Here is a 14105-nt window from a genome sequence, read left to right on the forward strand (position 1 = left end):
GCCCGATCAGCGTTCGATCAGCAGCCGATCACCACCGCCGGGTAGGCCCGGACCAGGTCGGATACGTTGTCGGCGATGGTGCGCTTCGGGGTGTTGGGTCCGTTGAAGGCCGTGGGCGAACGCGGGCCGGTCGACCTCAAGGGGCCGCGGCACCGCGCCGTGCTGGCCCGGCTGCTGGTCGCCGGCGGCCGCGTGGTGCCGGTCACCCGGCTCGTGGACGACCTGTGGGGTGGTGACGCGCCGAACGGCGCCATCGGCGCGGTGCAGACGTTCGTCGGCGCGCTGCGCAAGGCCCTCGAACCGGACCGGCCACCCCGCACGCCCGCCCGGCTGCTGGTCACCGTGCCGCCGGGGTACGCCCTGCGGGCGGACGACGTGGACGCCCGGCGGTTCGAGGCCGCGGTCGCCCAGTCGGCCCGGCTGCTCGCCGACGGCCGCCCCGGCGACGCGGCAGCCCTGCTGGACGAGGCGCTCGCGCTCTGGCGCGGCCCCGCCTACGCGGAGTTCGCCGACCAGCCGTGGGCGCACGGCGAAGTCGCCCGGCTCGACGAGGTGCGGCTGCTGGCCGTGGAACGGCGGGCCGAGGCGGCGCTGGCGCTGGGCGACCCGGCGGGCGCGGTGCCCGACCTGCGGGCCCACGTGGCCGCGCACCCGTTGCGCGAGGACGGCCGCCGGCTGCTCGCCCTCGCGCTGTACCGGACCGGGCGGCAGGGCGAGGCGCTGGCCGCCCTCCGCCAGTCCCGCGAGGTGCTGCGCGCCGAGCTCGGCGTCGACCCCGGCCACGCCCTGCGCCGGCTCGAAACCGACATCCTCGCCCACTCGCCGACCCTCGCCCCGCCGCCACCGCCCACCCGGTCGACCTCGTTCATCGGCCGCGCCGACGAGCTGGCCGAGCTGGACCGGGCCGCGAGGACCGGCCGACGGCTCGCGTTGCTCTCCGGCACGGCCGGCGCGGGCAAGACCGCGTTGACCCGCGAGTTCACCGAACGGCTCGCCGCCGCGGGCTGGACGACCGCGTGGGGCGACTGCCCCGAGGACGCGCCCGCCGCCTGGCCGTGGACGCGGATCGCGGACGCCCTCGCGGCGGCCGGGCACCCGCCACCGGACCCGCTCGCCCACCGGCTGCCGCGGCACCGCGCGATCGCCGCCCACCTGGCCGGGCTCCCGAACCCCGTCCTGCTGGTGTTCGACGACCTGCACCGGGCCGACGAGGACACCCTCGCGCTCGTGACGGCGCTGGCCGCCGACCCCGACGCCGGCCGCCTGCTGGTCGTGGCCACCTACCGCTCGACCGAGATCTCCGCCGCCCTGACCGGCGCGCTGGGCCGGGCCGCCCGCACCGACCCCGTCCGCGTCTACCTGGGCGGCCTCACCGAACCCGAGGTGCGGGAGCTGGTCGAGGCCAGCACCGACCGCGCGCCGGGCGACGCCGACGTCCGCGCGATCCACACCCGCAGCGGCGGCAACCCGTTCTTCGTCCGCGAGCTGACCCGCCTCTGGGAGACCGACCCGGCCCTGCGCACCGTGCCCGCCGGCGTCCGCGACGTCATCCGCCACCGCCTCGGCCGGCTCGGCGACACCGCGCGGACCCACCTGCGGCAGGCGTCCGTGCTCGGTCAGGAGGTCGACCTCGACGTGCTGATCCCGCTGGCCGGCGACGAGGACGCGGTGCTGGACACCGTCGAGTCCGCGCTGCTCGCCGGTTTCCTGGTCGAGCAGGACGCGCAGCGCCTGCGGTTCGCCCACGCGCTCGTGCACGAGACCCTGTACGACGACATCCCGCACGCCCGCCGGGCCCGCTGGCACGCCGCCACCGCGGACGTGGTCGAGCGGATGCGCCCCGACGACGTCGACACCATCGCCCACCACCTCCTGCGCGCCGGGAACCGGGCCGCCGACGCCCGCACCGCGCACTACACCCGTGCCGCCGCCGAACGGGCCGAACGCCGCTTCGCACCGCACCAGGCGGCCGCGCTGTGGCGGGAGACCACGCGCCGCGCCCCGCACGACCTGGACGCGGTGATGGGCCTGGTCCGTGCCCTCGCCGTCACCGGCGACCTGGAGCAGGCCCGCCGCCACCGGGCGGAGGCGGTCGCCGGGGTGAGCGCCGACCCGGTGCTCGTCGCCCGCACGATCGGCTCGTTCGACGTGCCCGCGATCTGGACCACCAACGACGACGAAGCCCTCTCCGCCCGGCTGGCCGACGCCGCCGAACGCGCGCTGGGCGCACTGCCGCCCGGCCACCCGGTCGAACGCGCCCGCCTGCTCATCACCATCGCGATGGAACGCCGGGCCGACACCGGGCCACGCGGCCGTGAAGCGGCGGTGCGGGCGGAGGCCATCGCCCGCGACCTCGACGACCCGTCGTTGCTCGGGATGGCGCTCAACGGCCGGTTCCTCCAGACCTGCCACCGGGCGGGCCTCGCCCCCGACCGGGCCCGCATCGGCGCGGAACTGCTCGACCTCGCCACCCGCCACGGCCTGGTGTCGTTCGAGGTGCTCGCCCACCTGATCCTCGCGCAGGCCCGCACCGCGCTCGCCGACCTCGCCGCCGCCGACCACCACGCCGCCGCGGCCGACGCCCTCGCCGAACGCCACGACCTGCCGCTGGTCGGCGTCTTCACCGCCTGGCACGCCGCGCTGCGCCTGGCCGTCACCGGGCGCAGCGACGAGGCCAGGGCCGCTTACCGCGCCGCCACGACCCGCCTCGCCGGCGCCGGCATGCCGGGCGTCGAGCACGGGATCGGGCCGCTGGCGCTACTCAGCCTCGGCGACCTGCCCGACGGCGACTGGGGCCCGTACGAGCCGTGGGCGCGCCCGGTCGTCCTGCTCGCGCGAGGGCGACGCGCCGAAGCCCTCGCCTCCCCGATCCCCGACTCGCCGCACGACCTGCTGCTCGAAGCCCGGCTGTGCCTGCACGCCGTGATCGCCATCGAAGCAGGCGACCAGCCGACCATGGCCCGCCTGTACGACGCCCTGCTCCCCGCGGCCGGCGAACTGGCGGGCGCGGGCAGCGGCCTGGTCGCCTTCGGACCCACCGCGCGGCACCTCGGCGCGCTCGCCGCCGCGCTCGGCCGTCACGAGCGGGCCGCCGAGCACCACCGCCGTGCGCGCGAGATCGCCGAGCGGCTCGGCGCTCCACAGTGGACCGGCCCGGCGTTCACCTAAGTGGCCGGCTCAGGGTGCCCGTCGGTGATCGTCCCGATCCGACGCCCACGTGCCCGGCCATAGGTTCGCGAGGTGACTGCGAAACGACTGCTCGTACCCCTGCTCGCCGGCGCGGCGCTGACCGCCGCCGTGCCCGTGGCGACGGCCGCACCCTCGGCGGTGCGGCTGGAGGTCCCCGCGCCCACCGGCCCCTTCCGCGTCGGCACCACCGACCTGCACCTGGTCGACCACGCCCGCCCCGACCCGTGGGTGCCGGGCGCCACCAGGGAACTGATGGTCACCGTCCGGTACCCGGCCACGCGGACCGCGGGTGACGCGGCCCCGTTCATGCCACCCGCCGTCGCCGCGGCCGTCGCCGCGAGCGACGCCAGGGCGCTGCGCATCGACCCCGCCGAACTGGACTACGGCTTCGCCACCCACTCGGTCCCCGACGCGCCCGCCGTGCCCGGCCACCGGCCCGTCGTGCTGTACTCGCCCGGTCGCGGCAACCCGCGCGCCCTAGGCACCGGCCTCACCGAACAACTGGCGAGCCAGGGGTACGTGGTGGTCGCCATCGACCACACCCACGAGCCGCTCGCCGTGCAGTTCCCCGACGGGCGGGTCGCGCCGCGATCCATCCCGCCGCTGACCGTCGACGTCACCAAGAAGATGATGGCCACCCGCGTGCGGGACGCGCGGTTCGTGCTCGACCAGCTCGAAGTCCTGGCCCGCGGCGGCAACCCGGACGCGGCCCGGCGCCCGCTGCCCGCGGGCCTGGGCCGGTCGCTGGACCTATCCCGGGTCGGCGCGTTCGGCCACTCGGCGGGCGGCTTCACCACGGGCGAGGCCATGCTGGCCGACCCGCGGATCGACGCGGGCGCGAACCTCGACGGCAGCATGGCCCACTCCCAGTCCACCGGGGAGTTCGGCCGCGTCGCCGAGGAAGGGCTGGACCGGCCGTTCCTGCTGATGAGCGCGGGCGACCACAGCGCGGCGTCCGACCTGTCGTGGCAGCGGTTCCTGGCCAACCACCGCGCCTGGGTGCGGCAACTGCACCTGCCCGACGCCGAGCACTCGTCGTTCACCGACCACCAGTCGCTGGTGCCGCTCCTGGCCGCGCACCTCGGCCTGGACCAAGCGGTCACCGCGCCCATCGTCGGCACCGTCGACCCCGCCCGCAGCACCGCCGCCCAGCGGGCCTACCTCACCGCGTTCTTCGACCAGCACCTGCGCCACCGGCCACGGCACCTGCTCGACGGGCCGTCCGACCGGTACCCCGAGGTGCGCTTCCTCGGCTGACATCAGTCGTCGGCCGCGACCGACGCCGAGGACGGGACGGCGCGCACGGCCGGGACCAGGGCGAGCGCGGGGACCAGCAGCAACGGCACGACCAGCAGGGCGTGCAGCACGCCGACCCGGTCGCCGAGCAGGCCGACCACCGGCGGACCGGCCAGGAACGCGGTGTACCCGATGACCGCGACCACGCTGACCCGTGCCGCCGCCCGTCCCTCCTCGTCGGCCGCGGCGCTCATGCCGACCGGGAAACCCAGCGCCGTGCCCAGACCCCACAACGCCACCCCGCCCACCGCCACCGCCGGCTCTCCCAGCACGGCCAGCGCCGCACCCACGACCGCCAGCAGCATCGTGCCCACCAGCACCGGCACGCGTCCCCAGCGGTCCAGCGCGACCGTGCCCACCACCCGGCCCACCGTCATCGTCGCCACGAACACGCCGAACACCACCGCGCCCGCCGCCGCCCCGAACCCGTGCCCGTCCACGAACGCCACCGCGAGCCAGTCGTTCGCCGTGCCCTCGGTGAACGCCAGCACCAGCACCAACAGCCCGATCAGCAGCGTGCGCGGCTCCCGCCAGGCGTCCAGCACCCCGCTCTTGCGCGCGGTGCTCGTCCCGTACCGGAAGGACCGCGCCGCCACGGCCGTGCCGGCCACCACGACGACCGCGACACCCATCAGGTGCACCGCCACCGGCAACCGAACCCACACCGCCACCGCCGCCAACCCGGCCGCCGCGACCGTCCCCAGGCTCCACACCGCGTGGAACCGCGGCATGACGGTCCGCCCCACCACCCGCTCCACGGCCGCCGCCTCGACGTTCATGGCCACGTTGCACGTCCCGGACCCGTACCCGAACAGGAACAACCCGACCGCCGCCACCACCACCGACGGCCACACCCCGACCCCGACCGCGACGACGGCCAACCCGCCGCCGACCCCGCCGACCGCCACCCGAACCGCCCGCCGGGTCCCGAGCCGGTGCGTCACCTCCCCGGCCGTCCCCATCGCCACCACCGCGCCGGTCGACATGGCCAGCAACAACATCCCCAACCCGGTCGCGCCGAGCTGGAGCGCGTCACGGGCGGCGGGCACCCGGGCGAACCAGGACGCCACCGCCACCCCGTTGAGCCCGAACGCCACCGCGACCCCCACCACCGCGCCGCGGACCGCCGTCACCTCATCCCCGGACATGTCGCGCCCACCCCGCCCCTCCGGACCTTCGCCCCTGCCGCTTCGGCTTGCCTGCCCGCACCCGCCCACCTCTCACCCGTCCGGCTCTCCGTTCTTCCGTTCCTCCCTCGCCATCCACGCCTGACCGCTGTTCCGGGCCTTGCCGCTCTCCTGACCTCCGCGGCCCGCCCGGCCTTGACCGCCTTCCGATCTCCCGGCGTGTCAGCGTGTCGGTGGGACAGTCGTGACCCCACCCGTGGAAGCGCTTCCACCGCAACCCCCGCTGCCGGCAGACTTGCCGTCGTGGTGGAGCAGCGCCGCGAGGCGACCCTGGCCGACGTCGCACGTCGAGCGGGCGTGTCGATGGCCACCGCCTCCCGCGCCCTGTCCGCGCGCGGCCCGGCCTCATCGTCCACACGGGACCGCGTCACCGCCGCCGCCCGCGCCCTGGGCTACGTCCCGAACCCCGCCGCCCGCGCCCTGGCCACCCGCAGCGGCACCCGGATCGCGATAGCCGTCGGCGGCCACACGGCCCACGTGCTGAACGACCCCTACGTCGCCCGCGTCACCGCCGCCACCGCCACGACGGCCGCGTCACGCGAAATCGGCGCATCCCTGCACTGGCTGCCGCTGCACACCCCGGCCGCCCTGGCCGAACTCGCCGAGAATCGCGACATCAGCGGCATCATCGTCGTCAACCCGACCGAACCGGCCCTGGCCGCGCTCCCGCGCTCCGCCCGCCGCCGCGTCGCCGCCATCGGCATCGGCTCGCGCGACGTGCCGTCCTTCGACGTCGACAACGCCACCGGCACCACCCGGGTCGTCGAGCACCTGCTCGCCACGGGCCGCCGCCGGATCGCCATGATCACCGGCCCCGAGTGGCTGCCGTGCACCCGCCGCGCCCTGTCCGCCTACCACCGCGCGACCGCCGACGCCGGCACCCCGTCCCGCCACGTCCCCGGCGACTTCACCGCGGCCAGGGGCGGCCGCGCCGCGGCCGACATCATGACCCGCTGGCCGGACACCGACGCGATCTTCGCGCTGGGTGACCTGTCCGCCCTCGGCGCGCTGGACGCCCTCCGCCGCGACGGCGTGGACGTGCCCGGCGACGTCGCGGTCGCGGGGTTCGACGACCTCGCGTTCGCGGCGCTGAGCCGGCCCGGGCTGACCACGGCGACGCACCCGGTCGAGGCGATCGCGGCCGGGGCCGCGGCGGCGCTGCTCGATCGCCGCCCGGTCGTCCCGCTGACCTTCTACCCGTCCACCCTCGTGGTGCGGGGGAGTGGCTGAGCCGGTGCGACGTCCCCTCGGCGAGCGGCCGGGTGGGGTGCGCGAGGGGCGGGGTTGGGTTGCCGGCCTCGTTGTTTCAACCGACGTTCCAAAGGCTTGATAACGGCGTTTTCGTTGATAGTCCGGTTCAGATTCACCCGTTCGTGGCGGCGGAGTGGTTGATCAGTGCTGGTCAGGGCGATGTTAGCGGGAAGTCGGGGATTCGGCGAGCGCGGTGGCGTGGCGGCGGTCGACGGCGACGGCGGCCATCAGCACGCAGCCGGTCATCGGCACCAGCAGCGGCGGGTGTTGCCACGTCACGACCAGCAGCACGGCCAGGGACATCACCAAGAGCAGCGAGCCCGCGAAATCACCCGCCGCCCGCCGCGCCCCCTCCCGCAGCACGGACGGCCAACGCCCGGACGGCGACCACAACGCGGCGGCACGCAGCACGACCACCGCCAAGCCGACGGCCGCCACGGCGCACACGACGGCCACCAAGCCACCACCCGCCACCCGCGTCCGCAGGAACACCACGTCCACCACCAGCACGGCGAACCCGGCGACCACCCCCAGCGACACCGCCCACCCGCCCGACAGCGCCGCCCGCACCCGCCCGAAGAACGACCGCACGGACGTGGTCTCACCGTCGACGTGCGCCTTGATGTGCGCGCACCCCGCCGCCAGCGCCGGCACCAGGGTCACCACCGGCAGCGCGACCAGCAGCACCAGCAGCCCCGCCAGGAGGCACTCGCCGAACAGCGCGAACCGCCTCATCCCTTCAACCCCGACGTCGACACGCCCTCCACCAGGAACCGCTGGAAGAACAGGAAGAACAGGATCACCGGCACCAGCGCCAGCATCGACATCGCCATCAACGCCCCGAAGTCCGACCCCGACGTCTCGTCGATGTACAGCTGCAACGCCAACGGCAACGGGTACTTGTCCGGCGTGCTCAGGTAGATCAACGGCCCGAAGAAGTCGTTCCAGCTCCAGATGAACGTGAAGATCGCCGTCGTGATGAGCGCCGGGCGGCACAGCGGCAGGATGATGTGCCAGAACACCGTCCAGTGCCCGGCCCCGTCGATCTTCGCCGACTCGTCCAGCTCACGCGGCAGCTGCCGGATGAACTGCACGATCAGGAACACGAAGAACGCCTCCGACGCCAGGAACTTGCCCGCCAGCAGCGGCACGTAGGTGTCGACCAGGTCGAGGTTCTGGAACACCACGTACTGCGGGATGATCAACACGTGGAACGGCAGCAGCAGCGTCGCGATCATGATCGCGAACAGCGTCGTCCGACCGCGGAACCGCAGGCGGGCGAAGGCGTACCCGGCCAGCGCCGACGACGCGACCGTCCCCACCACCGACAGCACCGCCAGCACGGCCGAGTTCCAGAAGAACCGGCCGACGCCGATGCCCACCACGCCCTCGAACACGCGCTCGTAGTTGGCGAGCGTCGGCTCGGTCGGCACGAGCTGCAAGCTGCCCAGGATCGCCTCGGACGGCTTGAACGTCGCCGCCGCCACCCACACGATCGGGTACAGCACGATCGCGAGCAGCGCCAGCACGCCGACGTGCCACGCCACCCTGGTCACCGTCCGGCTCATCGCTTGTCCCCCGAGTCCCCGGAGTAGAAGACCCACCCGCGCGCGGTGCGGAACAGGAACACCGTGACCAGGCCGACGCCCAGCAGCAGCATCCACGCCATCGCCGACGCGTAGCCCATCCGGTAGTCGCCGAAACCCCGGTCGAACAGGTAGATCGTGTAGAACAACGTGCTGCCCGCCGGCTGCCCGTTCGGCCCGCCGACCACGTACGCCGACGTGAACACCTGGAACGCGTTGATCGTCTCCAGCAGCAGGTTGAAGAACAGCACCGGCGAGATCATCGGCAGCGTGATCGACCAGAACCGCCGGGCACGGCTCGCGCCGTCGACCTCGGCCGCCTCGTACAGCTCCGGCGGCACCTGCTTGAGCCCCGCCAGGAAGATCACCATCGGCGCGCCGAGCTGCCACGTCGCCAGCAGCACCAGCATCATCAGCGAGAAGTCCGGGTTGCCCGCCCAGCCGCCGGTGTCGATGCCGACCTTCAGCAGCAGCCGGTCGACCACCGAGTCGTCGCTGAACATCATCTTCCACACGATCGCGACGCCGACGCTGCCGCCGATCAGCGACGGGCCGTAGAACGCGGCCCGGTAGAAGCCCTGGCCCGCCCGCTTGCTGTTGAGCAGCATCGCCACGGCCAGCGCGGCGGCCAGCTTGACCGGCACGGCCAGCGCCACGTAGATCGCCGTGACCTCCACCGACCGCAGCCACCGCGCGTCGGTGAACATCCGCTCGTAGTTCTCCAGCCCGATCCAGTTCGGCGTGTTGAACAGGTCGTAGTCGGTGAACGACAGGTACAGCGAGGTCACCATGGGCCCGAGCGTCAGCACGACGATCCCGATGATCCACGGCGACAGGAACAGGTAGCCGGCCACCCCGTCGCCGGGCAGGCGGGACCGCTTGCGCGGACCCGCCCCCCGCGCGACGGCGACCTCGGTCCGCGGCGCCATCGTCGCCCGGCTCACGACCCGAGGGTCTCTTCCGCCTCGGTGAAGAACTGCTCGACCGCCTCGTCCACGGAGATGCGGCCGTACTGGAGCTCCTCGGCGATCCGGATGAACGCCTGCTCCAACGAGCCCGCGCCCTTCGGCGGGGCAGGCGGCGTCTTGCCGAACTTGTCCTTGAGGCCCTCTTCGTACGCCGCCACGGTGGCCAGCGGTCCTTCGAGCTGCACCGCGGCGCGCTGCGCGTTGGTCGGCGGCAGGCCGCGGTTCGCGCCGAAGATCTTGCCGACCTCGGGGTCGTTGACCATGAACGACACCAGCTTGGCCGCCGCGGCCGGGTGCTCGGTCTTCTGCGACACGCTGAGCAGCATCGACGGCTTCAGGTACTGGCCGGAGGTGCCCGCCTGGTCCGTCGGCACGGGCCCGAGCTTCAGCTCGGCCTTGGCGGACTTGTCGTAGCGGGCCATGAAGTTGTCCCAGCCGAGGTCACCGGCGATCAGATCCTGCTCCAGCGCGTGCGCGGGCTTGATCTGCACGCCCTTCTCGATGGGCAGGGTGACCTTGGCGTCGGTGAGCGCCTTGCCCTCCTTGAAGAACTCGGCCAACCGCGCCTTGTCGAAGCCGAGCTTGCCGTCCTCGGTGTAGAGCGACTTGCCCTCCTGGCGCAGTTGCAGCTCCAGGTTGTAGTAGCTGCCGACGTAGTTGCCGCCGCCGGGCACGCCGGTCTTCTCCGCGATCGCCTTGATGGCGGCGCGGTAGTCGTCCCAGGTCCAGCCTTCCTTGGGCTCCATGACACCGGCCTGGGCGTACAACGCCGGGTTGTAGATGTAACCCCAGGTGTTGCCGCCGGTCGGCACGCCGTACAGCTTGCCGTCGATCTCGCCCGCGCCCTTGAGCCCCGGCAGCAGGTCACCGAGTTCGAGGTTCTTGCCTTCCTGTTTCTTCAGGTCGTAGAGCGCGTTGCGGTCGGAGTACTCGCGGAGGTAGGCGAAGTCCATCTGGAGCACGTCCGGCGCGTTGCCGCCCGCGGTCTCGGTGGCCATCTTCTGCCAGTACGCCTCGAACTCCTGGAAGCTCGGCGTCACCTTGATCTCGGGGTTCTTGCTCTGGAAGAGGTCGATCGCCTTCTGCATCAGCTCGGCGCGCTCGGCGTTCCCCCACCACGAGAACCGCAGCGTGGCGGGACCGGCCTGGGTGTCGTCGCCGCTGCCGCTGCCACCGCTGCCACCGCAGCCGACGGCCAGCAGCGCCACCATCGACGTCGCCAGGACTCTGAAACGTTTCAGTGCAGCCATTCGAAAACCCTCCGGTCTCGACCGCTTCCCGAGGCCACGCGCGGTGCAGCGGGGGAAAGCGCTTTCCGGGAGGCTACGAGCACGTTGCGCCAACGTCAATGCCCACTTTGGCGGCCGTGCGGCGGCTGACCGGGCGCGCTCCGCCCCGGCCGACGCCCCCGTCCACCGCGGGGTGCGGCGGACGAGGGCGGACGACCGGTCGACGTCACCGGACGTACGGCCACCCGGCGGAGTCGAAGGCGAGCAGGTTGATGCCCAAACGGGACGCACCGTCATCACCGTAGTAGTGGTAGACGAGGATGTCGCTGTCGACGTCACCGAACACGTCCTGGTGGCCGGGGCCGTGGATGCTCCCCTGGCCGGCGAGGATCTCGGTGCCGCCGCCGGAGGTCATCGCCGTGCCGTTGCGGGCCACGTACGGGCCGGTCACGCTGGTCGACCGGCCGACCATGACCCGGTAGGTGCTCGACGCGCCCCGGCAGCAGTAGTCGAACGACACGAACAGGTAGTAGTAGCTGCCGCGCTTGACGATGTTCGGCGCCTCGATCGGGCCGCCGTTGCGCCCGGCGATCGAGCGGATCGTGGAGTCCGAGCGCAGGCCGGTGGACGGGTTGAGCGCGATCATCTTGATGCCCGACCAGAACGAGCCGAAGCTCAGCCACCAGCGTCCCTGGTCGTCCACGACCAGGTCGGGGTCGATGGCGTTGAAGTTGTCGCTGGTGCGCGACTCGATGACCAGGCCGCGGTGGGTCCACGTGCCCGCGTTGCCGCTGGGGCTGGTGGCCAGGAAGATGGCCGACCGGTTCGAGCCGAACGACGAGGCCGAGTAGTACAGGTAGTACTGCCCGTTGCGGTAGGAGAGGTCCGGCGCCCAGAGGTTGCGGCTGCCGTTGGTGTAGGTGGTGGTCCACGAGGCGCCGTTGGGGAAGGCGGCGCCGGCGTTGCGGAAGGCGGTCCGGTCGGTGGAGGTCTTCAGGCCGATGCCGTCCGCGGTGTGCGCGACCAGGTAGCTGCCGTCGGGCCGCTTGACCACGCTGGGGTCGTGCACCCGGATGTCGCCGGTGACCACGCCGGGTCCGGGGTAGGCCGACGCCTGCGGTGCGGCCACGACGGACACGCCGGTCAGGGCCAGTGCGGCGAACAGGGTCGCGAGCGCGCGATTTCTCGGTGCAGCCACGGGGATCCTTCGATCTCTCGGAAGTGGACTGGACGCGGCGGCGTGAGTGTCCTGAGTGGACTTCAGCGGAGTGCGGAGCGGAGGCTTCGGCGTCTCGAACCGGCAGCGACGTGCGTGTGCCGACCCATGCCTCGCCTCCTTGCGAGCGGGAATCGTGACGCGCCTCCGGTCGTCTGCCGGATCCCGGCCGGACTGGGAGCGCTCCACGGCACCGTAGCGCAGCCTCGCGGAGGCGGGCAAGCCTGCCTGTTATCGCTAACAGGCAGGCCGGGCGCGTGGAGCACTTGTGGCTGTTAACGCTCACAGATCGCGCCGGTCAGGCGAGAACCCGCCCGAGGAAGCCGCGGATGTACCCGGTGACCGTGTCGAGCTGGTCCTCCAGCGCGAAGTGGCCCGTGTCGAGCAGGTGGATCTCCGCGTCGGGCAGGTCGCGCCGGAACGCCAGCGCGCCGTCCGGGCCGAAGATCTCGTCGTGCCGGCCCCACACCGCGAGCAGCGGCACGCCCGACTCGCGGAAGTACCGCTGGAACACCGGGTACGCGTCGAGGTTGGTGCGGTAGTCGCGGAACAGCGCCAACTGCACCTCGGCGTTGCCGGGGCGGTCGAGCAGCGCCTGGTCGTGCGCCCAGGTGTCCGGGCTGATCCGGCTGGGGTCCTTGACGCCGTGGGTGTACTGCCAGTGGGTGGCCTCGGCGGTGAGCAGCGCCCGGACCGCCGGTTCGGTGGCGGGGCCGGGATCGGTGGGGTAGGCGAACAGCGGCTCCCAGAACGGGGTGAAGCCCTCGGTGTAGGCGTTGCCGGACTGCGTGATGATGGCGGTGACGCGTTCGGGGTGGCGTGAGGCGATCTTGAGGCCGATGGGTGCGCCGTAGTCCTGGATGTACAACGCGTGCCGCCGCACGCCCAGGTGCTCCAGCAGTCCCAGCGTGATGTCGGTGAGCGCGTCGAACGTGTAGTCGAACTCGTCGACCGACGGCGCGGAGCTGCGGCCGAAGCCGACGTGGTCCGGCGCGATCACGCGGTAGCGGTCGGCGAGCCGGGGGATCAGCTCGCGGAACATGTGCGAGCTGGTGGGGAAGCCGTGCAGCAGCACCAGGACGGGGGCGTCGGCGTGCCCCGCCTCCCGGTAGAACACGCGCTGCCCGTTGATGTCGGCGTGCCGGTACGAGGTCATGGGCGTCTCCGGAGTCGAAGGTCTAACCGTTCTGATGCAGTTGAACGGTTAGGTGCAGCGCTCAGGCAACCAGGTGCGTGTTAACCTGTCAAGCGACTCTCAACGGTTAGACGGGGGGGTGTGCACCGTGCTCGGTGCCGACGACGCCGTGGCCGCCGCGTTGCTCGCCAAGGGCTGGCCCGCGCGCCCGCTGGCCGACCAGCCCCTGGGCATCGACCTGCTCAACACCCGGTGGATCGCCGCCGGCGTCGCCTACGACCTGTTCGACCACGACGACCTGACCGAGGCGTGGCTCGCGGACCGGGAGCTCCCCTCCGCCCGGCCCGTGCCCAGGCAACCGCTGCGCGAGGCGCGTGACGCGGTCGCCGCCGTGATCGCGGACCCGGCCGACCACGCCGCCCTCAACGCCCTGCTGGACCGCGGCCGGCTGCGGTTGGCGGTCGACGAGCGCGGCCGGGTCGAGCACGACGACGTCGGTGACCCGCGGTGGCGTGCGGCCTGGGCGTGCCTGCGGGACTTCGTGTCGCTGCGGGAAGCGACCCCGGACCGCGTCCGCAAGTGCGCGAACCCGGAGTGCGTCCTGCACTTCCAGGACGTCTCGCGCACGGGCAGGCGGCTGTGGTGCTCGATGACGGCCTGCGGAAACCGCCTGAAGGCCCGCCGGCACCACGACCGGGTCCGCGCCACCCCGTGACCGGGTGCGCGTCAACCGGCCGCGAACGGGGTATGGCAAGGCCATGACGCACCAGGAACCGCTGGACCTCGGCGCGACGGAGCTGTCGGCGACCGAGGAGGAGCGCATCAGGCGCGAGCACGACCTCGACCGGCCGGAAGTGTTCGACCGGCGCAACGACGTCGACCGCCGGGCGCGCACCAGGGCCAACCTGCTGCCCGAGGAGCTGGAGACGGGCAGCGCCGACCCGGAGGCGCAGGCGCGCGAGGTGTTGCGCGACTCCGACGTGCGCACCGAGGTGCCGGAGTCCGCGCCCGACACGATGGTGGAGCGGCGCGAGTCCGGGACGTGAGG

The 14105-nt window shown here is 73.1% G+C and carries 12 protein-coding genes; 5 read left to right on the forward strand and 7 right to left on the reverse strand.

Annotation, left to right across the window (positions count from 1 at the left end; translation table 11 throughout):
- The first annotated feature begins 75 nt into the window (after positions 1 to 75).
- Both LZG04_RS14810 and LZG04_RS14815 read left to right on the forward strand, forming a co-directional pair.
- Positions 76 to 3168 (forward strand): BTAD domain-containing putative transcriptional regulator, encoded by a 3093-nt coding sequence (locus LZG04_RS14810; RefSeq protein WP_233817203.1) that lies wholly within the window; start codon positions 76 to 78, stop codon positions 3166 to 3168.
- A 72-nt stretch (positions 3169 to 3240) separates the two neighbouring features.
- Positions 3241 to 4446: a lipase gene (locus LZG04_RS14815; protein WP_233817205.1), complete on the forward strand. Its 1206-nt coding sequence runs from the start codon at positions 3241 to 3243 to the stop codon at positions 4444 to 4446.
- Between the two features lie 2 nt (positions 4447 to 4448).
- Here LZG04_RS14815 and LZG04_RS14820 read toward each other — a convergent pair whose 3' ends face one another.
- A complete protein-coding gene (locus LZG04_RS14820; RefSeq protein WP_233817207.1) occupies positions 4449 to 5633 on the reverse strand; it encodes an MFS transporter in 1185 nt (394 codons plus the stop codon).
- 282 nt (positions 5634 to 5915) lie between these two features.
- On the opposite strand from LZG04_RS14820, the gene LZG04_RS14825 reads away from it, so the two are divergent.
- A complete protein-coding gene (locus LZG04_RS14825) occupies positions 5916 to 6902 on the forward strand; it encodes a LacI family DNA-binding transcriptional regulator (RefSeq protein WP_233817209.1) in 987 nt (328 codons plus the stop codon).
- Between the two features lie 183 nt (positions 6903 to 7085).
- Here the strand turns inward: LZG04_RS14825 and LZG04_RS14830 are convergent, their stop codons facing one another.
- From LZG04_RS14830 to LZG04_RS14855, 6 genes are all read right to left on the reverse strand, one after another.
- Entirely contained in the window at positions 7086 to 7658 is a 573-nt protein-coding gene (locus tag LZG04_RS14830) for a hypothetical protein (RefSeq protein WP_233817211.1), read from the reverse strand.
- Positions 7655 to 8491, reverse strand: a complete 837-nt coding sequence (locus LZG04_RS14835) for a carbohydrate ABC transporter permease (RefSeq protein WP_233817213.1) — start codon at positions 8489 to 8491, stop codon at positions 7655 to 7657. Before LZG04_RS14835 ends, LZG04_RS14830 begins: the two co-directional genes overlap by 4 nt.
- Positions 8488 to 9453: a carbohydrate ABC transporter permease gene (locus tag LZG04_RS14840; RefSeq protein WP_233817215.1), complete on the reverse strand. Its 966-nt coding sequence runs from the start codon at positions 9451 to 9453 to the stop codon at positions 8488 to 8490. The genes LZG04_RS14835 and LZG04_RS14840 overlap by 4 nt, the downstream gene beginning before the upstream one ends.
- Positions 9450 to 10727 (reverse strand): ABC transporter substrate-binding protein, encoded by a 1278-nt coding sequence (locus tag LZG04_RS14845; RefSeq protein WP_233817217.1) that lies wholly within the window; start codon positions 10725 to 10727, stop codon positions 9450 to 9452. Before LZG04_RS14845 ends, LZG04_RS14840 begins: the two co-directional genes overlap by 4 nt.
- A gap of 205 nt (positions 10728 to 10932) precedes the next feature.
- Positions 10933 to 11904, reverse strand: coding sequence for an arabinan endo-1,5-alpha-L-arabinosidase (locus LZG04_RS14850; RefSeq protein ID WP_233817219.1), 972 nt, complete (start codon positions 11902 to 11904; stop codon positions 10933 to 10935).
- 316 nt (positions 11905 to 12220) lie between these two features.
- The gene (locus LZG04_RS14855; RefSeq protein WP_233817221.1) at positions 12221 to 13078 is read right to left on the reverse strand and encodes an alpha/beta fold hydrolase; all 858 of its coding nucleotides are present in this window, start codon (positions 13076 to 13078) and stop codon (positions 12221 to 12223) included.
- A 127-nt stretch (positions 13079 to 13205) separates the two neighbouring features.
- Between LZG04_RS14855 and LZG04_RS14860 the strand changes: the two genes are divergently transcribed.
- Both LZG04_RS14860 and LZG04_RS14865 read left to right on the forward strand, forming a co-directional pair.
- Positions 13206 to 13772, forward strand: coding sequence for a CGNR zinc finger domain-containing protein (locus LZG04_RS14860; RefSeq protein WP_233817223.1), 567 nt, complete (start codon positions 13206 to 13208; stop codon positions 13770 to 13772).
- Positions 13773 to 13815: 43 nt separating this feature from the next.
- Positions 13816 to 14103 carry a hypothetical protein gene (locus tag LZG04_RS14865; protein ID WP_233817225.1) on the forward strand — a complete coding sequence of 96 codons (288 nt, stop codon included), beginning with the start codon at positions 13816 to 13818 and terminating at the stop codon, positions 14101 to 14103.
- Positions 14104 to 14105: the final 2 nt, after the last annotated feature.

Source organism: Saccharothrix sp. S26 (assembly GCF_021390395.1).
In the GTDB taxonomy this organism is placed as follows: Bacteria; Actinomycetota; Actinomycetes; order Mycobacteriales; family Pseudonocardiaceae; genus Actinosynnema.